Origin of the sequence: Denitrovibrio acetiphilus DSM 12809, from assembly GCF_000025725.1 — a bacterium.
Lineage (GTDB): Bacteria > Chrysiogenota > Deferribacteres > Deferribacterales > Geovibrionaceae > Denitrovibrio > Denitrovibrio acetiphilus.
Map to the genome: position 1 here is coordinate 2,377,238 of NC_013943.1, position 18,743 is coordinate 2,395,980.

Annotated in this window: 16 protein-coding genes; 12 read left to right on the plus strand and 4 right to left on the minus strand. The window is 43.0% G+C overall.

The genetic code is table 11. The features are described 5' to 3' along the window. The first annotated feature begins 85 nt into the window (after window positions 1-85). From DACET_RS11310 to DACET_RS11320, 3 genes are all read left to right on the plus strand, one after another. Entirely contained in the window at window positions 86-316 is a 231-nt protein-coding gene (locus tag DACET_RS11310; protein ID WP_013011510.1) for a hypothetical protein, read from the plus strand. A gap of 235 nt (window positions 317-551) precedes the next feature. Further along, window positions 552-890: a P-II family nitrogen regulator gene (locus DACET_RS11315; protein WP_013011511.1), complete on the plus strand. Its 339-nt coding sequence runs from the start codon at window positions 552-554 to the stop codon at window positions 888-890. Between the two features lie 16 nt (window positions 891-906). After that, complete coding sequence (locus DACET_RS11320; protein WP_013011512.1) at window positions 907-2,238, plus strand: ammonium transporter; 1,332 nt, start codon at window positions 907-909, stop codon at window positions 2,236-2,238. Window positions 2,239-2,392: 154 nt separating this feature from the next. Here the strand turns inward: DACET_RS11320 and DACET_RS11325 are convergent, their stop codons facing one another. Further along, entirely contained in the window at window positions 2,393-3,214 is an 822-nt protein-coding gene (locus DACET_RS11325) for a helix-turn-helix domain-containing protein (RefSeq protein WP_013011513.1), read from the minus strand. Between the two features lie 346 nt (window positions 3,215-3,560). Between DACET_RS11325 and DACET_RS11330 the strand changes: the two genes are divergently transcribed. From DACET_RS11330 to DACET_RS11355, 6 genes are all read left to right on the plus strand, one after another. After that, window positions 3,561-3,998: a DUF2062 domain-containing protein gene (locus tag DACET_RS11330; protein ID WP_013011514.1), complete on the plus strand. Its 438-nt coding sequence runs from the start codon at window positions 3,561-3,563 to the stop codon at window positions 3,996-3,998. A gap of 1 nt (window position 3,999) precedes the next feature. Then, complete coding sequence (locus DACET_RS11335; protein WP_013011515.1) at window positions 4,000-4,884, plus strand: P-loop NTPase; 885 nt, start codon at window positions 4,000-4,002, stop codon at window positions 4,882-4,884. 10 nt (window positions 4,885-4,894) lie between these two features. Then, window positions 4,895-5,881 carry a chemotaxis protein CheW gene (locus DACET_RS15660; RefSeq protein WP_013011516.1) on the plus strand — a complete coding sequence of 329 codons (987 nt, stop codon included), beginning with the start codon at window positions 4,895-4,897 and terminating at the stop codon, window positions 5,879-5,881. A gap of 133 nt (window positions 5,882-6,014) precedes the next feature. Next, window positions 6,015-6,953 carry a chemotaxis phosphatase CheZ gene (locus tag DACET_RS11345; protein ID WP_013011517.1) on the plus strand — a complete coding sequence of 313 codons (939 nt, stop codon included), beginning with the start codon at window positions 6,015-6,017 and terminating at the stop codon, window positions 6,951-6,953. Between the two features lie 463 nt (window positions 6,954-7,416). After that, window positions 7,417-9,300, plus strand: coding sequence for an AMP-dependent synthetase/ligase (locus DACET_RS11350; RefSeq protein WP_013011518.1), 1,884 nt, complete (start codon window positions 7,417-7,419; stop codon window positions 9,298-9,300). Between the two features lie 42 nt (window positions 9,301-9,342). Further along, window positions 9,343-11,124 carry a YgiQ family radical SAM protein gene (locus DACET_RS11355; RefSeq protein WP_013011519.1) on the plus strand — a complete coding sequence of 594 codons (1,782 nt, stop codon included), beginning with the start codon at window positions 9,343-9,345 and terminating at the stop codon, window positions 11,122-11,124. Here the strand turns inward: DACET_RS11355 and DACET_RS15665 are convergent. Genes DACET_RS15665 through ilvA form a run of 3 tightly spaced genes read right to left on the minus strand, consistent with a single transcriptional unit; the run spans window position 11,108 to window position 16,062 of the window. Continuing rightward, window positions 11,108-13,876: a ChaN family lipoprotein gene (locus DACET_RS15665; protein ID WP_013011520.1), complete on the minus strand. Its 2,769-nt coding sequence runs from the start codon at window positions 13,874-13,876 to the stop codon at window positions 11,108-11,110. The genes DACET_RS11355 and DACET_RS15665 overlap by 17 nt on opposite strands. A 42-nt stretch (window positions 13,877-13,918) precedes the next feature. Continuing rightward, the gene (locus DACET_RS11365) at window positions 13,919-14,869 is read right to left on the minus strand and encodes a nucleoside recognition domain-containing protein (protein WP_013011521.1); all 951 of its coding nucleotides are present in this window, start codon (window positions 14,867-14,869) and stop codon (window positions 13,919-13,921) included. Beyond that, window positions 14,866-16,062, minus strand: coding sequence for a threonine ammonia-lyase (gene ilvA, locus DACET_RS11370; protein WP_013011522.1), 1,197 nt, complete (start codon window positions 16,060-16,062; stop codon window positions 14,866-14,868). Before ilvA ends, DACET_RS11365 begins: the two co-directional genes overlap by 4 nt. Before the next feature lie 161 nt (window positions 16,063-16,223). Here ilvA and DACET_RS11375 point away from each other — a divergent pair, with 161 nt between their 5' ends. The 3 genes from DACET_RS11375 to DACET_RS11385 all read left to right on the plus strand — a co-directional run bounded on the left by DACET_RS11375 (window position 16,224) and on the right by DACET_RS11385 (window position 18,519). Further along, the gene (locus tag DACET_RS11375; RefSeq protein WP_013011523.1) at window positions 16,224-17,381 is read left to right on the plus strand and encodes a permease; all 1,158 of its coding nucleotides are present in this window, start codon (window positions 16,224-16,226) and stop codon (window positions 17,379-17,381) included. Window positions 17,382-17,393: 12 nt separating this feature from the next. After that, window positions 17,394-17,633 (plus strand): thioredoxin family protein, encoded by a 240-nt coding sequence (locus tag DACET_RS11380; protein WP_013011524.1) that lies wholly within the window; start codon window positions 17,394-17,396, stop codon window positions 17,631-17,633. Between the two features lie 70 nt (window positions 17,634-17,703). Beyond that, window positions 17,704-18,519, plus strand: a complete 816-nt coding sequence (locus DACET_RS11385) for a mechanosensitive ion channel family protein (RefSeq protein ID WP_013011525.1) — start codon at window positions 17,704-17,706, stop codon at window positions 18,517-18,519. The last annotated feature ends 224 nt before the right edge of the window (window positions 18,520-18,743 follow it).

Consider the following 18,743-nt stretch of genomic DNA (forward strand, 5'->3'; position numbering starts at 1 on the left):
ATATGAATCATAAAACAGATGCAGGTTTTTTCTGCCTTGCAATGAACAGGTCAGAAGCAAGGCGCACTTCTCAAGAGGAGGACATATGAGTATTGAAATATCGGATATTATACAAACGGTGGGAAGCGTTGCCAGCCTTGTCCTTATACCTATATGGCGTTCAATAAACTGCCTGCGGGACAGCCAGAACAAAACAAACGTCATACTTGCCAGAGACTATGTTACTAAAAAGGAATGCCAGCATAAACACAACCTGCTCCACACCGACATCGTCAGAATACACGGGAGAATAGACGAAAAAACTCCCCGCAGATAGACACAAACAAAGCACAGCGGGCAGTATGAGCGAAACCATAGGTATACTTGCCCGCCTATATCGGCTGATTAATTTTTAAACACTGCCTGAGCACAATTTATTCATCGCAAATATTCATTATGCACAATGCTTGTGTCCCCGCCCTTGCCATGGTGGTAATCCCTTTAATAAAACAAACTGGCACAGCTTTTGTTATTAGTAAGTGCGAACCTAGTTTTTTCTAGTGGAGGAAGAAATGAAATTAATCAAAGCTATTGTCAAGCCGCACATGCTTGACGAAGTAAAAGATGCTCTCAATACGCTTGGCGTTACAGGCATGACAGTATTTGAAGTCAAAGGATACGGACGTCAGAAAGGACACCATGAACTTTACCGCGGGGCTGAATATCAGATCGATTTCGTACCAAAGGTAATGCTGGAAACAGTGGTCTCCGACGAGATTGCCGGAGAGTGCGTAAAAGTTATATCAGAAGCAGCTAAAACAGGAAAGATTGGCGACGGTAAAGTTTTTGTTCTCGATGTTGCTGATGCTCTCAGAATACGTACCGGTGAAACCGGCAACGATTCTATTTAATTACGGAGGAACAGAAATGATAAGAAAGATACTTACAACACTTATTCTGACAGGGCTTGCAGCCACAGCTTTTGCTGCGGAAGAGCCTGTTACACTCGAGACACTCAGCAATGATATTGCATCCGTGCAGGCCAATGCTGACTGGCTCTGGACGCTGATAGCAGCTTTTATGGTTTTCTTTATGCAGCTCGGTTTTGCTATGGTGGAATCAGGTTTTACCAGAGCAAAGAATGCTGTAAACATCATAATGAAAAACCTTATGGATTTTTCCATAGGCGCACTTGCTTTCTGGGCAGTTGGTTTCGCCCTGATGTTTGGTGCTACCACAACTGGTTTCTTTGGGACTGAGGGTTTCTTTATATCCAGCTGGGATCCAAGTGACAACTGGACACTCTGCTTCTGGATATTCCAGACCGTCTTCTGTGCAACAGCCGCTACAATCGTTTCAGGGGCTATGGCAGAAAGGGCTAACTTTAAAGCTTACATACTTTTCTCTGCTATTATGACAGCACTTATATACCCTATATTCGGCAGCTGGGCATGGGGCTCACTCTTCCATGGTGAAGGCTGGCTGGAGAAAATAGGTTTTATAGATTTTGCAGGTTCCACTGTCGTTCACTCTGTTGGCGGCTGGGCAGCTCTCGCGGGCGCTATCGTTCTCGGACCCAGAATCGGCAAATTCACAAAAGACGGGAAAATCAGAGCTATCCCCGGACACAATATACCAATAGCAACAATCGGTGTTTTTGTCCTCTGGTTTGGTTGGTACGGATTTAACGTCGGTTCTGAAACTGCTGCCGACACTGCTCTGCCTCTCATCGCAGTAAACACTACTCTTGCCCCTGCTGCTGCTATCATGTCCGCAATGTGGCTGACATATTTCTTTTACAAAAAGTTTGATGCAGGTATGGCACTCAATGGTGCTCTTGCAGGGCTTGTCGGTATCACAGCCGGCTGTGCAAATGTTACTCCTGCATACGCAGTCCTCATAGGTATTATTGCCGGTGTTGTTGTTGTTTTCTCTGTTCAGTTTTTTGAAAAAATCAAAATTGATGACCCGGTCGGTGCTATCTCTGTCCACGGTGTATGTGGTGCATGGGGTACACTTGCGGCAGGTCTTTTCAACTACAACTTCGAAACAGGAGCTGTTGAACCTGTTATTCTGTCTCAGGTAATAGGTATAGCTGCTGCTTTCGCATGGGCTTTCCCTGTGTCATTCATCGTATTTAAAATAGTGAACTCCATTATCAAAGTACGTGTTTCCGAGCAGGAAGAGCTTGAAGGTCTCGACTTCCATGAGCACGGAATCGATGCTTACCCTGAATATTCAAGATCTTATATAAAATAAGACTCCTCATACAAACACTAAAAAAAACCCGCTTACTTTTAAGCGGGTTTTTTTATGCTCATTAATAAAGCCCATTTAAAAATGTAATGAAAAAGGCCCGCTCAATTGAGCAGGCCTGTGATATCCATAATAAAAATAGATTTAAATTACTGGATTACAGTTTGACAGCGTGCCAGTGGAGTTTATAAACCCTGCATCCTGCCGCGAGTTCGTCATCTTTTTGATAAGTGACGGGTGCACCAGCACCGACTTCAGGAGCCATTATAATGTTCCCACCGGAAAGGAACGCTCTCATAAACTTCAATGAATCAGTATCAAAATAGAGAACAACATCTCTGTCATCAATAAGGTCTAGGGACACCTTTTCGATATATAAGATATCAGTTTCATTGACTTTCGGTGCAAAACGTCCGTCATTAACGTACGCCCAGAATGCACCCTTTTCCATCTCACATCTGCCGTCTTCAACATCAGCTAGGGATATCTCAATACCTGGAACAGAAGGTTCGTAAACAACTGCCTCATTTTCAGCGGCAACACTTTGCTGTGCTCCCTGCTCAAAAGAATAGCCTTCTTCTGCACCGATGAGATCCGCTACACTACACGTAAGACATGAAGCGAGATTCTCGATTAAATCTCTCTCAAATTCACCGTATCCAAGCTCGATTCTTGTCAAAGCCTGAACATCCATTTTAGCAACAGCAGCCAGATCGTTTTTGGTGAAACCCCTTTTCTCTCTCATTTTTTTAATGTTTTCGCCGGTCTCTTTTGTGTTTTTGATATTGTCGCCATAAGCGAAATAGTCAAGTTTGACTTCCAGAAATCTGGCAATCCTGGAAAGAGTCTCGAGATCCGGCTCTCTGCTACCGCTAAGGTAATTTGAAAGCCTTGAAGGAGAAAGCCCCACAGCCCGACATACGTCAACCTGTTTAATCCCCTTACGTTTAATCAGTTTCCTAATCTTGTTTCCCAACATAGTTACATACTACCTCAATATTATTGCTCAGTAAATCAACTATTCGCAAAACGAAGAAATATAGTAAACGATCCGTGTACCATATTTTACTCATTTTCTGCTTGATAAACTGATATATGAACAACTGAAGCAAGAAAAAATTCAATAATGAATCGTATGTACACTCTATAGCCAAATTTGTTTCTGTAAATTACTATATCCGTAAAATAGTATTTCACAATGTTTTTTTTACGAAAAATGAAACATACAACACAGTTCCGCAATTTATCACACGACAGCAAAATTTTACACCAAGAGACGAAACATATTATGAAGACATTTGTGCGTTTTAGTGTTATTAGAAATTATGATTGAGCGAATCAGGGTAAAAATCAAAAAGATACTATTGCTGGACTGCACGCCAAACCGTATTGCTGCTGCGGCTGCTATGGGTATATTTGTCGGTTTTTCACCCTACATAGGGTTTCATACAATGCTGGCTATAGGGATGTCTTTCATATTCAACCTGCCTCTTTACCCTCTTATTGTCGGCGCATACATAACAAACCCGCTCACTTTCATCCCCATTTATACTATCTGCTACAAATTCGGAGAATACGTCACAGGCACAACTGCGGAAATACCTTTGGACTTCGCTGATATGTCTCTCAACACTATCCTCACCACAGCAAAAAACTTTGCTATCCCCTTTTTTGTCGGAGCACATTTGCTGGGCTTGATTATTGGTGCAATTACATATATCCTTACATATTACTTAGTTAAAAAGTACAAGGACAGCGTTTAATATGGCAGAAATTCTCGCAGTAGCCAGCGGCAAAGGCGGAGTTGGAAAAAGCTTTTTCTCATCCAGCATTTCTATGTCGTTAAAATATGCTGGAAACGACACACTTCTTGTTGATGCTGATCTCGGCGGTGCAAACCTTCATGACTTTGTTGGGCTTAAAGTTCCCGGTCTGGGGCTTTATGAATTTCTCAAAGACAAAGTTGACATACAAAAAGTTATAACGAATTCCCCTGCCGGAATTGACTTTATAGGCGGCTCCAGTGATGTTCTGGGCATGGCTCATATCACTAATTTTGAAAAACTTAAAGTGTTGAATAAATTAAAGAAGCTTGATTATAAATATGTCCTGCTTGACCTTGGAGCGGGGACAAGTTTTAACACTGTGGATTTCTTCAACTTTGCCGATAAAAAAATCGTAATAATGAATTCCGAACCCACAGCAATAGAGAATTCCTACGGTTTCCTGAAAGTTGCACTCTATAGAAAAATTGAGCTGTATCTCAGAAAAAATCCTACAGCAGCAGATATCTGCAAAAGACTGCATACCAGAAGCATGCAGTACCCTAATATTACAAGCATATTCAAAGACCTATCAGCCGCAGATCCTGTCGCAGCTGAAGAAGTACGTCATATAGTAGACGAGTTCAGGGTCGGCATAATTTTAAATCTGATCAGAACACGTAAAGAACTTAATGTTTTTTACGGTTTTGAAAGTATTACTAAAAAATATCTTGGTATAAATATTGAAAAATTAGGTTTTATACCATATGATATAAGCGTGAGCGAAAGCATAAAGCTTTTGAAGCCGTATTACTTAAACAATATGAAAAGTGATGTGTCGAAATGCATTGACGACATCCGAAGCCATATTATAACAAAGCTTTAAGGGGTGCCAGGTGAGCAATTTACAACCTATTGGCGAACTTGATTACGACGATAACGAGCAGAGAGAAGGGATGGAAGTCATCCAGCTTGTTGGTCTTAAGCTAGGGGAAGAGGAGTACGCAATTGATATACTCAAAATACAGGAAATTATAAGAACTGTTGAAATCACATCAGTCCCGCGCACAGAGGGTTTTGTTCTCGGCGTAATGAACCTCAGAGGCAAAGTAATCCCTGTTATAGACCTTCGGATAAGATTTTCTCTGGATAAAATGGACTTCGACAAAGAGACCAGAATCATAGTTGTAAGATTTGAAACTGAAAATATAGGCTTTGTTGTTGACGAAGTGACCGAAGTTATACGCATTAATAAAAGTATGGTTGAACCTACCCCCCCACTTGTCGGCACTGTCGGGCAGGAATATATACTCGGCATATGCAAATACGCTGAACGTCTTATCATATTGCTGGACATAGACAGCGTTGTCAGTGATGACAAAAATATCGAAAGTGACCTTAAAAAAACAATTCTCGGACAGGTGGCTCTCCCCTCCGCTGAACAAAACTATCAACAGATAGCATCTGCTGTGGAAAAAGAATATGCCGAACCAGAAGACAGCGGACAAAATGCTATAGGAACAGACACACAGGGAGAAGATGCTATAGAGGAAGGATCTGCTGATGACGATGTGGGTGCTTCCATAGACGACCTCATCGCCCTTGAGCTTTCCAAAAGAGAAGCTGAAACCGATGAACTTAATAAGAAGAAGCATGAAGAAGAAGCTGCACAGGCTGACTCAAAAAAAAAACCTGAAGCAGTAGATAACCTTTCGTGCGATCTGGATGATATCCTTAATGATGCTCTGAACCAGAGTGGAAGCAAAATGGAGTCAGAAGAAGGTCATGTTGAACAAAATGAACTTGATGACCTAATAGCAATTGAACTAAACAAAAGAGAAGCTGAGACAGAAGCTCTCAAAAAAAAAAAAAACAATAACTAAAATAGCGACTGAGGAACCGGAAGAGGAACCTCAGTCCGACCCTGCCGCTGAAGAACCTCCATACAAAGAATCAAACTCAAACTCTGACACAGAACTTGATGAAACAGATAAACTCTCCGTCAATGACAAACCTTTGGCAGAAGAACCTACAGCAGAATCCTCTGACAATATTGAAGATTTAATAGAGGCCCCTGCGGACAATGAAGAGATCAACATCAATAAGCAGCAGGACGAGCTCCTACTTAATGATCAACCCGAGCCTTACTTAACCGATGAAAAGCCCGAGGAAGAAGCAACACATGAGAATCTTGAAAATATACTACCTGTCGAAGCCCCTGAGGAAAAAGTAGAAGAAAGCCTGCTCGAAGAAATTCATTCTGAGCAAACAGCAGAACCAAGTGAAACCATTCAGCCAGCAGAAGATGCTAATCCCATGGATGAGCTGAAGTCAATCTCTGCTCAAACTGTCGGCAGCAGCGAAGATTCTTTTGATAAACTCAAAACTCTTTCCAAAAAAATCATCGACGGCGAAGCTGTTGATATAGGCATCGACCTTAAAAGTGAGATTAGCGAACTCCTTAAGCTCATACTTGACACAAAACAGAGAGTTGATGAAATAGAACCAACGCTGGCAACATCCAAAGAACACCTCCCGAATGTTCTGAGCACCCTTGAGTCTGTCACAGAATCAACTGAGGATGCTACTTTCAGCCTGATGGAAAACGCTGATTCCCTTAATAATTTTTATCAGGAGTTTGTGGAAGAGATAAACGATCTTGAAGACCTGATTTACAAAAAAGATGTAAACAACATAGTCAGAAAAATCGAAAAACTTGAAAACAATATGGAAGAAGCCGACAAAACAGGCTTCAACATACTGCATGCACTCGAATTTCAGGACATCACCGAACAGAAAATACAAAAAGTAATCTCTTCAATAAGCGATATAGGGGCAAGGCTCGGTGCTATACTGGGATTCATAAAACTGAAACAGGTTCAGGATCCTACAGTGGCTGACGATGCCTCTCAGGATGACATAGACAAGCTACTTGCCGAATTCGGATTGGATTAAGGAAAATGGCTATATTTTAAGCACTTATACATTTAAAGGGGATAGGATTCTTTCGAGTAATGCATGCCTTTACAGCAGTTTCGGCATGCTCTACAGAGTGGCATTATTTATTGTGGAAAAATTGTTGAAAAAAATCTTTTTTTTATAATTCTTTCCTGTTGACAATCTCAAATAAAGAAGTATCCCCACTATTACCAAGCGTTTACGCTAGCTTATTGATATACAAGGGTTTGAGCTGTCAAGAACTTTTTTCTCCACAAAATTGTGGAGAAATTGTTTATTTCTTTTTTATGTTATAAAAAAAACAGAAAGATTTTAAAAACTTATCTCCATCGTCTATTTTTTAAGCAGCTCCCTCTGAGGGATAAAAAAAATAGATATATTATTTTAGGCTTTCAATCAGACATAATTGTCTTGCATAACCAATGTATTTTATCTTATATAATGTAACAGGTGACACAATATGACAGTTGACAACAGAACAGTATTCAGCGTCTTCTTAGACGCATGCAAAAAGTACAGCACCAACATTGCTTATATATACAGAGTGGGAGAAAAAGAGCTTGAGGTTACTTACCAGAAGCTTCTCGAAGATGTCTTTATACTATCCCGCACTTTCAAAAAGCACGGTATTAAACGGGGCACAAAAGTTCTTTTTATATCTGACAACAGATATGCATGGATCGTAACCGACCTGGCCATAGCGTCTCTCGGAGCAATACTTATCCCCAGAGGAAGCGACACACCTTTGGACGAAACCCGATACATTGCAGAACATTCCGGAAGCAAGTATGCGATATTTGAAACTGAAACAGCCCTTGAAACAGCCAATCCTGTCATAGATGACCTAAAGTTCAAAGAGATCTTTCTTGTTGAAGGTGACGGAACAAAACGTCTTTTCAGCAAAGTCCATACATATAATGAAATCATGGGAGACAGAAAATATACCGAGACGGAACTTGACAATTTCATGAAAGCTGACGTTGGCGGTATTGACGATATTTTCACTATAATATATACATCAGGCACAACAGGCTACCCGAAAGGCGTAATGCTTACCAACCGTAACATAATGCATAATCTCGACATCATACCCGACCTGATAGCCCTCAAGGATGATGACATATGGCTTTCCATTCTGCCTGCATGGCACATATTTGAGCATACGGTTGAGCTGGTGGCAATGGCAAACGGGTGCAGACTTGTCTACTCCGGCGTCAAAACATTCTCTGCTGACCTTGAGCATTACAAGCCGACAATTGTTGCAACAGTTCCCCGCGTATGGGAAGCTCTCTACTCTAAAGTAATCGCAACACTCGATAAACAGGGTGGCAGAAAGCTCAGTCTCTTTCTGATGTTATGCCGTGCATCCGCATCGTATAACAGGCAGCTGAGACGCCTTAAAGGGCACCTGCCGGAATTCAGGAAACAAAACATATTCATAAAATTCATAAAAAATACAGGTGCAGCACTAAAACTTGCCGCACTGACTCCGCTCAAGATAATAGCGATGAAAAAATTCAAAGCTGTGCAGGACAAATTCGGCGGAAGACTCAGACTTGCAGTCAGCGGAGGCGGAAGCCTGCCTGCATACCTCGAAAGCTGGCTGGATGCCATAGGGCTGCGCATTGTAAATGCATACGGCATGACAGAGTGCGCCCCGGCAATAGCAGGACGTGCGCTTAACTGCGACGTATTCGGCACACTCGGCCCGGCTGTCCCGGGCACTGAGATCAGGATCGTTAACGAAGACGGCGACATACTCCCCGCCGGCGAAGAAGGGGAAATCCAGATACAGGGTCCACAGGTTTTTCCGGGATATTACGAACTCCCCGAAGAGAATGAACACGCTTTCACAGATGACGGATTTTTCCGCACCGGAGACCTTGGAATGCTGACTCTCACCGGAGAGCTTAAAATTACAGGCAGAATGAAAGATATAATAGTGCTGGCAAACGGTGAAAACATCGACCCGACAAGAATAGAGTCAGCCATAACGATGCTGCCGTTCGTAAAAGATGCTGTCCTTGTGGGGCAGGATCAAAAGAGCCTGGCGGCACTGATTATCCCCGACTTTGAAAAGATGAAAGAGCACTTCAGTAAAAAGATGGGGGATTTAGCCCACGACGTCGATATAAACTCAAAACAGATGCTTGACAGCGTTAAAAAAGATATTAATAAATTACTTTCCAACAAACAGGGTTTCAAACCATATGAAAAACTGCAAAACATATCATTTCTGGACAAGGATTTCAAACTGGGAGAAGAACTTACCAACACTTTGAAAAAACGCAGACACTACATCGAAAAGAAATATCATGAGATTATTAAGGCTCTTTTCAAATAACAGCTTGCGTATTTTCTGAGCTCAGCTAACTTCTATAAAGATATGAACAACTTTTTACCTACAACCAAAAAAGAGATTGCCAGCCTCGGGTGGGACAGACCGGATATTATAATTATCTCCGGCGATACTTATTTAGACAGCCCCTATAACGGCGCTGCCCTCATCGGGAGACTGCTTCAGTCTGAAGGTTACAAAACCGCCATAATTGCCCAGCCTGAAATGGACACTAACGATATAACAAGGCTAGGTGAGCCGAAACTATTCTGGGGCGTGACGGCCGGGTGCGTGGATTCCATGGTGGCAAACTACACCGCATCAAAAAAACCGCGCAGAAACGATGACTTTACCCCCGGCGGCGAAAACAGCAGACGCCCCGATAGAGCACTTATCGCCTATACTAACCTTATAAGAAAGCACTTTAAGAACACCTCTCCCATCGTAATCGCCGGTATAGAAGCATCCCTCCGAAGACTGACCCACTATGACTTCTGGTCGGATAAACTCCGCAGGTCTGTGCTTTTCGACTCCAAAGCCGACTGCCTCATATACGGTATGGGCGAAAAAGCGATTCTTGAACTCGCAAAAGGTACAGAATATAAAGACATAAAAGGACTCTGCTACATCAGCAGCGAGGTGCCGACAGGATATGTGGAGCTGCCGCCTCATGATGAATGTGTCAGAGACAAAGACGTTTTTACAAAGATGTTTCACACGTTTTACAAAAATAATGACTACATCACAGCGGAAGGTCTGGCACAAAAACAGGACACAAGATTTCTGGTACAGAACCCGCCGCAGGAAGACCCAGCAAGAGTTGAGCTTAACAGCTATCACGAACTGCCGTATACATACGAGATTCACCCTTATTATGCCGCTCAGGGGCACGTGAAAGCCATGGACACCATCCGCAATTCTGTTACAACCCATAGAGGATGCTACGGAGAATGTAACTTCTGCGCCATAGCTGTTCATCAGGGGACAAGAATTATTGAACGGACAGAGGCATCTGTTGAGAAAGAGGTTTTGCGCTTTATAGATAAAAAAGGGTGGAACGGCATCATCAACGACATAGGCGGCCCCACTGCAAACATGTACGGCATGGAGTGCAGAAAAAAGAAAGACCAGGGACGATGCGCAGACAAACGGTGCATGTATCCGTCAATCTGCCCTTCCCTCAGTGTCGACCATAGATTCACAAACTCACTGCTCTCCAGAATAAGAAAACTGGACGGGATAAAACGTGTCTTCATAGCTTCCGGCATCCGCTATGACCTTATCATGGCTGATAAAAAGTTCGGTCCCCAGTATCTGGAAAATCTTGTTCGTTTCTATGTCTCCGGTCAGCTCAAGATTGCACCGGAACACTGTGACCAAGAAGTGCTGGACATGATGGGTAAGCCATCGGAAAAAGTCCTGAAAGACTTTGTTAATGCGTATTATAACGAAAATAAAAAGCAGGGGAAAAAGCAGTTCCTTACATATTATATGATAGCAGCGCACCCCGGCTGCGAAATGCACCACATGGAAAACCTCAAAAGGTTCGCTTCAAAAGAGCTGAAGATAAACCCTGAACAGGTTCAGATATTTACCCCTCTCCCTTCAACATACTCGGCTCTCATGTACTATACCGGAAAAGACCCGTTCACAGGCAGAGATGTCTTTGTCGAACGTGACTCAACTGCACGCAAAAGACAGAAAGACGCACTCGTCACAAGCTCGGACAGACGCCCGGGGAAAGCAACGGCGGCTCCGAAAAAGAGCCACCGACCAAAACCCAAAGCACGCCCGAAGACAAAATGCTGTGCAGTCAGAAAGAAACGCTGAAAGTGAGTTCCTCTCCGGCACGATTGACTTTTAACTGATAACTCTGACCTTTTTCTGTGTATAAAAGCGCAATCTTTATGTCTGCGAGCTTCATTATTTTTCTGCCGTTAAATTCGGTTATATAATCATCCTTCATTACTCCTGCCTTCTCTGCGTAGGAGTCCTCGGATACTTCTTTTACCAGAAGACCGCTGTCTGTGTCTTCAATAGCTACACCGATTTTAGGTGATTCGTCATATCCCATTTCATCAGGGTTGAGAATATAATCCGCTATTCCGGCTTTATATTCATCGTCCTGAACGACTATCACATTGTCCAGCCCCGTACGCCTTTTAAGTCTGTCCGGTATCCCGCGGCCATATCGGACGTGTCCGTTTCCTGCTATTACAATCAGAGTTTTTTCCGGGTTGGCAGTGATGTATTTCGCCGCAGATTCTGCCATAGTTTCATCCCAGATGAGCTGCGCTTCATAGAAGTTCTCAAACTCCATACCCATATCGTGCATGGCGAAAATGCCTTTGAGAAAACTTTTATATCCACCACCGGAGTAGACAATATCCGCAGGTATTTTATCTCCGTCATCCCCAAGGGATGCTATCCCCTTCGATGATATCTTTTTAGTTATCTCCTTCTCCATGTTAAGGGCTATCATAGGTATTGAGTGCGCCCTTGCATAATCGAAAATACGCTTATACAAACGGAAATCAAAGCGCCATCTGTCATAATACTCTGTCTTAACAAGCATCTCTTCCTGAGAGATATCACCTTTTATGTATGCATCAAGATACTTCTGAAAGGGTCTCTGCACCATCTCCAGCCCGACAGCAACATCTGCTCCGGATTCTTTAAGCAGCTTTAAAAATTCATACTGGTTTTCGTGATGGGCATAGTTGTTGTGATTTTCGCCGACAACAAACACTTTTTTCTCTTTATTTTGTTCTACTATTTCTTTTATGGATAACATCTTCTGCACAGGCACCCCCTGAAGTTCGTTTCCAAGTGTGATTTCAATACCCCTGTCAGAGCTGTCTATCCCCTTACGGAACTGGTGCCCGCCGTCGAGAACAAGTGAAGAATAGTTTCTGTAGTGATTTACACGGGGAATATTAGCTTTTATCGTGTCGGCATCTCTGCCAATAATGAGGTAAGACATCTTATTCACACCGGTGGGGTGCGGATATCCCTTGACCATAAAATCACCTTCAAAAGAGGGCACAGGCTTCCGGTACATCTTTTCAAAAGCTCTGTTCCCTTCACCGGCAAAGATAAGGATGCTGTCGGAATGGAGCGCAGGATTCACACTGTCGCTTACAACCTCGATATTCTCAAGAGTATCAGCCACAGAAGCGTATCTCCTCTCATCTTCCGGTTTCACAAACAGCACCTTTTTATACTTGCTGAACATATGATACAGAACCGGTGTCATCTCGCTTTCGGCAAGCATACGAGCAGTCTTGTACTCCGGATCTATTACGATCTTAACCGGTCTGCTTTCTGTCTTGATCTCAACGTTTACAGACTCGCCAAAAATATAAAAATATTCATAAACGGTTTCTCCGCCTTCTGTTTTGACGAGTATTTCAAGTGGATATTCGAGTTCTTTATATTTATTTTTAATCTCAAAGCTAACGCTGTATCCGTTGAGAGCACCGTTAACCTGAGCATCTGTTACGTTAAATTCGGCTATAGCTGTTTCACCAAGCCATCCGTTGATAAATCCGGTTAGACTGACTCCTGCTGTATCTTCCATGACCTTGATAATGTCTTCCCATTCAGCAGTTTTATGCATATAGCTTTTAATAAATATCCTGACACTCTCTTCAAAATCATCTTTGCCCAGAATATTTTCCAGCATCGAAAACACCATCAGGCTTTTTGCATAACCTATAGCCTGCGACTGTCTCCCCTGATTGTATTTAAACTCCATAAGACAAGTGCCGTCTTCATTTTGTCTGGCGTTGGCAATGATACTTTGCAGGGCATTCTTTCTGTAGTCTACACCCTCACCTTTCTGTTCTGCATAGAGTTTATCTGCATAATAAACAGTGAGTCCCTCCGCCCAGTTACCACTTTCATAATCAGCTTTAACACCAACCCCCAGCCACTGGTGTACAAGTTCATAACCAAGTGAAACCTCTGTCAGAAAAGGCATTCCGATAATACTACCGGAGATAAAAGTCATCGACGTTAGTGCATGCCCCGCAGGATACGGCACTTCCACTACATTAAAAGAGCTGTAGGGGTATTCACCGAGAAGAGGCACATACATATCCATAAGTTCTTTTATTCTGCTTATGTATAATTCGCTGAACTGTTGATTTTTACCTGTGAAATAAGTTGATATACCTATGCCGTTATAATCAGTGTTAGTCTTGATCCACTGGTCGGAAAAGGCGAGCGTTATCCTCTCGTTCGGATTGTCAAACTCATAGCGCATACCGGCAGGGGTTTGATATGATCTGTTACTCTCTGTTACTGTTATGTATTCGTCAGGCAGGGATATGTAAAGGTGTACGCCATATCCTTCAGGTATATCGGGCAGCCATTGCCTGTATATAACAAAAGTATGACCATCGTTATAATCTGCATCTTTTAGATCAAATGAGAATTCGGTTTTCTTATCACCGATGTCCATAACACCGTTGATAATTCCTGTCTCCGGAGCTATCTTCACCGCTACACGTGCGTAGTCCTTAGCAAACGCACCCATAGGCAGAAAAAGAAGTATTGCGAACGCAAGCAGTCTCTTCATATTTTACCTCGGGTAATAATAAACTATAAAAATTATTATAGTTTACTTGTTCATAAACAGCCAGCGGTAAAAGAATTTTTCGGGAATGCCCGCAGAAAGCCGGACAAGAACTGCTACAAAAAGAACTGAAAAAACTGTACGAAGAACGAATATACCAAAGAAGTCCGCGCCTATAGCCAGCATCAGAATTGTATCTTCTACCATAGAGTGGCAGATCCCCATGAAACCAAGACTGAAAAATATATCTTTATGGCTCATACTGCCCGACTTCGCTTCTTTGATAATCAGTCCGCTGCCGTATGTCAGCCCCAGAGTAAAGCCGACCACTGTCACATACGCCGCCTGCTCGCCTATTCCCATAAGTTTCAGAAGAGGTCTGCACAGCATATTGATAAACTTAATCAAGCCTATCTTTTTGAATATCTTCATCAGAACAACCAGAGTAAAGATGATCAGAGCAATGTACCCCAGATTCACGATCTCGCCATATGCCCAGCTCAGTAACGTGTTTTCACGCTGAGCAGGGGAATAGAAGGTGCTGACAGGCTGCTGAAGAAGGTTAAAAGACTTATAAAAAACATTAAGCAGAGCACCGAATATCAGGGCAGAACCGAAACGAAATAAGAACATAGCTCTGAAACGGGTTCCGGCCTGTTTTGATATCTGAAGCTCAACAGGAAAAGCATGTGCCATGAGTATCATAGAAGCAAAAACTGTAGTTTGGGCGACAGTCATATCCACATCTTTCACAAGAGTGGCAAAGATAATAACACCACCGTACATGTTCGTGGCAAGAGCGCTTGCCCATGCAAGCCCCATCTCACCGGGAAGCCCTGTTATAAACATAAGAGGTGTAAGAATCTTTCCAAGCAGGCTCACCAGCCCGGTCTCCTGAAGAATCTTTATAACAACTATCATCGGTACGAGTATTCTGAAAAGCGGGACACATATGTCTACTGTTTCTTTCACAACAGCAATAATTGATTTTATCATACCAACCTCTTAACCTCATAGATACCACTCAGAGTTTCCATTATATGATCTATGTGTTCATACCCTCTTGTTTCCAGAGAGATATTGACTTTAGAAAGCCCCACAGGTGTCTCCATGTCGTTCCTGACGTGGACTATTTCGTGTATGTTCGCCTGAAGTCCGCTTATGACTGTGCTCAGAGACGTCAGAGCCCCGGGAACGTCACGCAGTATTATCGAAACCGTCATAAACCTTCCCGTTGCTGTCATGCCACGGTTGATGACACGGTTTATGGTAGTAACATCAATATTGCCGCCGGAAACGACCAGAACAGTCGTTTTGTTTTTAACATCTATCTTCTCTGCAAGTACCGCCGCAAGAGGTGCAGCACCTGCGCCCTCCACAACAAGCTTCGACCTCTCCATAAATTCAAGTACGCCGAGGGCAATTTCACTCTCGGTAACTGTAACAAGCTCATCCACACAGTTCTGGCAGTGTTTAAGGGTAAGCTCGCCCACTTTTTTAACGGCAATCCCCTCTGCGAATGTCGAGGAAGTCGATAAGCTGACGACGCGCCCCTCTGAAAGTGAGCTGACCATGCCTGCCGCCTCTGACGCCTGTACGCCGATAACTTTTATACTGCTGTCAAATCCCTTCACATATTCGGCAACGCCGGACACGAGCCCGCCGCCACCCACTGGCACAACTATCTGGTCAATATCAGGGTTTTCGTTAAGCACTTCATAGGCGACACTCCCCTGACCAGCAATAACATCAGTATCATCAAAAGGGTGGACAAAAAACAACCCCTCCTTTTCAGATATCTCTACGGCATGTTTATAGGCGTCTTCAAAAGATTCACCGTACAGAATGACTTCTGCCCCATGACCTTTTGTGCTGTTCACCTTGACCATGGGGGTAAATTCGGGCATCACGATAACAGCTCTTATCCCCATACTCTTTGCACTGAAAGCAACGCCTTGTGCGTGATTTCCTGCTGATGCGGCTATAACGCCATTTCTGCACTTATCTTCGTGTTTCAAAATGCAGTTGAGTGCCCCTCTTATTTTAAACGAACCGGTACGCTGCAGGTTCTCAAGTTTAAAATAGACATCACCACCCAGCCTTTCGGAGAAATTATTAGAATAATAAAGCGGCAGGTGCTTGATATGTTTACGGATTCTAAAATATGCCTTTGTTATATCTTCAAACATTGCATATATTAATCCCCGCATTTCTTTTTGACAAGCATTCTTTACGGAGTTTGTTTGTGTATTTACTATTTTTTTGCATACTGCTAAAAAAACATTTCGATACTCGTGAAAATATCTTGACATCAAAAATGAAAGGGATATATTCGAAACAGAGGTTAACAATGAACGAATTTAAAAAATTACTTTATCTGACTGCGGTTTTCCTGTTTCTCTTCTTTGTGTCATTCGACACACCAAAGATGAGCCAGTCTATTCTGGAGGGATTTTTCCTTTTACAGGACTATGTCCGCGAACACACTTTGACATGCCTGATTCCGGCACTTTTTATAGCAGGGGCTATCAGCATACTGATATCTCAGGCTGCTGTTATAAAATACTTCGGCGCAGGCGCAAACAGATTTCTCGCCTATAGCGTTGCATCTGTTTCAGGAAGCATTCTTGCCGTATGCTCATGCACAATCCTCCCACTCTTTGCCGGTATATACCGCAGGGGTGCAGGGATAGGCCCGGCAACAGCATTTGTCTATTCAGGTCCGGCGATAAATATACTTGCCATAATCCTGACATCTAAAATATTAGGCTGGGAGATGGGGCTCGCCAGAGCTGTAGGAGCAATCTTCTTCTCGATAATAATCGGGCTTATCATGGCTCTGATTTACAGAAATGAAAAACCCGAAACACCTCCCGCACCGAAAACTAACACTGTTGATGCTGGAAAATCCCCGGCAAAAACCATATTATTCTTTATCCTGATGACAGCAGTGCTTATCTTTGCCACATGGGCAAAGCCTGAACAGACAGGGACGCTTTTTGCGGCTATTTTCAACCTGAAATGGGTACTTGCTGCATCAGCACTTGCAGGCGTTGTAATTGTAGCGTTTAACCTTTTAAACAGAGAAGAGCGCACAGGATGGATGATTGAAACATGGGAATTCGGTAAGCAGATAATCCCACTGCTGTTTGCTGGAGTTCTCTTTGCAGGTTTCTTTCTGGGCAGACCGGGACACGAAGGGATAATTCCTGCCGGCTATATCGAAACACTTGTAGGAGGGAACGGTTTGGGAGCCGTCTTCTTCTCTTCCGTGGTTGGTTCACTGATGTATTTCGCTACTCTCACTGAGATACCGATACTTCAGGGGCTTATCGGTGCCGGCATGGGAAAAGGTCCGGCGCTGGCTCTGCTGCTGGCTGGTCCGGCTCTGAGCCTGCCGAACATGCTTGTTATACGGAGCGTGATAGGTACACAAAAAACAGTTGTCTACGTAACACTCGTTGTTGTAATGTCTACAACTGCCGGATATCTTTTCGGCAATTTTTAAGGAGGTATTATTATGAAAATCAAAGTTTTAGGACCTGGATGCAGAAACTGCAAAACTATGTATGAGATGGCACTCGCAGCCGTAAACGAACTACAGATATCTGACGCTGAAATCGAATATGTCAAAGACATGTCCGAGATAACCAAATACATAATGACTACACCTGGTCTGGTTGTGGATGAAGTCGTTGTACACGAAGGGAAACCGCTGCCCAGCTATGAAAGAGTGAAAGAGATATTCTCCGGTAAATAGCACATTAGTTGTCCTCGTAATAAATCCTTCTATATGATAATTTATAGTAAAATTATACAGAGAGGATCACATGGATAAATTTACTGCATTCATTGAAAACTGGATGCTGACAAACGGACTTAATATTATCTATGCACTGCTGATATTTATTGTCGGGCACTACATTGCAAAGATTATAGCGAAAGTTGCGGGGAAAGCTCTCGGAAAGGCTTCTGTGGAGATAACTCTTTCCAGATTTCTTACTAAGCTGATCTACTATATGCTTCTTGCCGCAGTTGTTATCGCTGCGTTGAACAGGCTGGGGATAGAGACAACTTCTGTTGTTGCTGTTTTCGCCACTGCCGGTCTTGCCATCGGTCTGGCTTTGAAAGATTCACTGTCAAACCTTGCTGCTGGTGTGATGATAATTATTTTTAAGCCTTTTATAATTGGTAACTTTGTCGAAGCTGCCGGCACATCAGGTATTGTAGATGAAATAAGCATATTCACTACAAAGCTGAAAACACCTGATAATAAGATAATTATAATCCCTAACTCTGCTGTTTTAGGTGCTAACATCACCAACTATTCAGCACAGCTTACCCGCCGCGTGGATATCACTATTGGCGTTGGATATGAGTCCGACATTAAAAAGGTCAAAGACATCCTTAAAGGCATCATAGCAGAAACAACAACAATTCTGCCCGATCCTGAGCCAGTTGTTGTACTCTCAAACTTAGGCGAATCGAGCATAGACTTTACAATGCGCTCATGGGTTAATACTGATGACTACTGGCCGACATACTTCGATATGCTCGAACAGATAAAGATGAAGCTTGACGATGCAGGAGTAAATATACCATTCCCGCAGATGGACATTCATATCAGAAAAGAGGAAGAGAAGTAAAATTCTCTTTAAAACATTTATAGAATCCCACGGGTAAACCCGTGTTTCTATTACTTCGCTCTAGCTGTGACAACGAAGTTGTCACAGCTAGAGCATATGCAAAATACGTCACTGCGAAGCTCGCAGGGCTGTGGCAGTCTCCGGACTCGTTAGTTTATCCTGAGATTGCTTCGTCATTACATTCCTCGCGATGACTTATAAGCTCTAATGCTGTGATTAGCTAA

Bases quoted from the DNA above. Each gene is read 5' to 3' on its own strand.
- DACET_RS11350 (WP_013011518.1), top strand. From the start codon at position 7,417: ATGACAGTTGACAACAGAACAGTATTCAGCGTCTTCTTAGACGCATGC.
- DACET_RS11375 (WP_013011523.1), top strand. From the start codon at position 16,224: ATGAACGAATTTAAAAAATTACTTTATCTGACTGCGGTTTTCCTGTTT.
- DACET_RS11315 (WP_013011511.1), top strand. From the start codon at position 552: ATGAAATTAATCAAAGCTATTGTCAAGCCGCACATGCTTGACGAAGTA.
- DACET_RS11330 (WP_013011514.1), top strand. From the start codon at position 3,561: ATGATTGAGCGAATCAGGGTAAAAATCAAAAAGATACTATTGCTGGAC.
- DACET_RS11320 (WP_013011512.1), top strand. From the start codon at position 907: ATGATAAGAAAGATACTTACAACACTTATTCTGACAGGGCTTGCAGCC.
- DACET_RS11355 (WP_013011519.1), top strand. From the start codon at position 9,343: ATGAACAACTTTTTACCTACAACCAAAAAAGAGATTGCCAGCCTCGGG.
- DACET_RS11380 (WP_013011524.1), top strand. From the start codon at position 17,394: ATGAAAATCAAAGTTTTAGGACCTGGATGCAGAAACTGCAAAACTATG.
- DACET_RS11325 (WP_013011513.1), bottom strand. From the start codon at position 3,214: ATGTTGGGAAACAAGATTAGGAAACTGATTAAACGTAAGGGGATTAAA.
- ilvA (WP_013011522.1), bottom strand. From the start codon at position 16,062: ATGTTTGAAGATATAACAAAGGCATATTTTAGAATCCGTAAACATATC.
- DACET_RS11365 (WP_013011521.1), bottom strand. From the start codon at position 14,869: ATGATAAAATCAATTATTGCTGTTGTGAAAGAAACAGTAGACATATGT.
- DACET_RS15665 (WP_013011520.1), bottom strand. From the start codon at position 13,876: ATGAAGAGACTGCTTGCGTTCGCAATACTTCTTTTTCTGCCTATGGGT.
- DACET_RS11335 (WP_013011515.1), top strand. From the start codon at position 4,000: ATGGCAGAAATTCTCGCAGTAGCCAGCGGCAAAGGCGGAGTTGGAAAA.
- DACET_RS11385 (WP_013011525.1), top strand. From the start codon at position 17,704: ATGGATAAATTTACTGCATTCATTGAAAACTGGATGCTGACAAACGGA.
- DACET_RS11310 (WP_013011510.1), top strand. From the start codon at position 86: ATGAGTATTGAAATATCGGATATTATACAAACGGTGGGAAGCGTTGCC.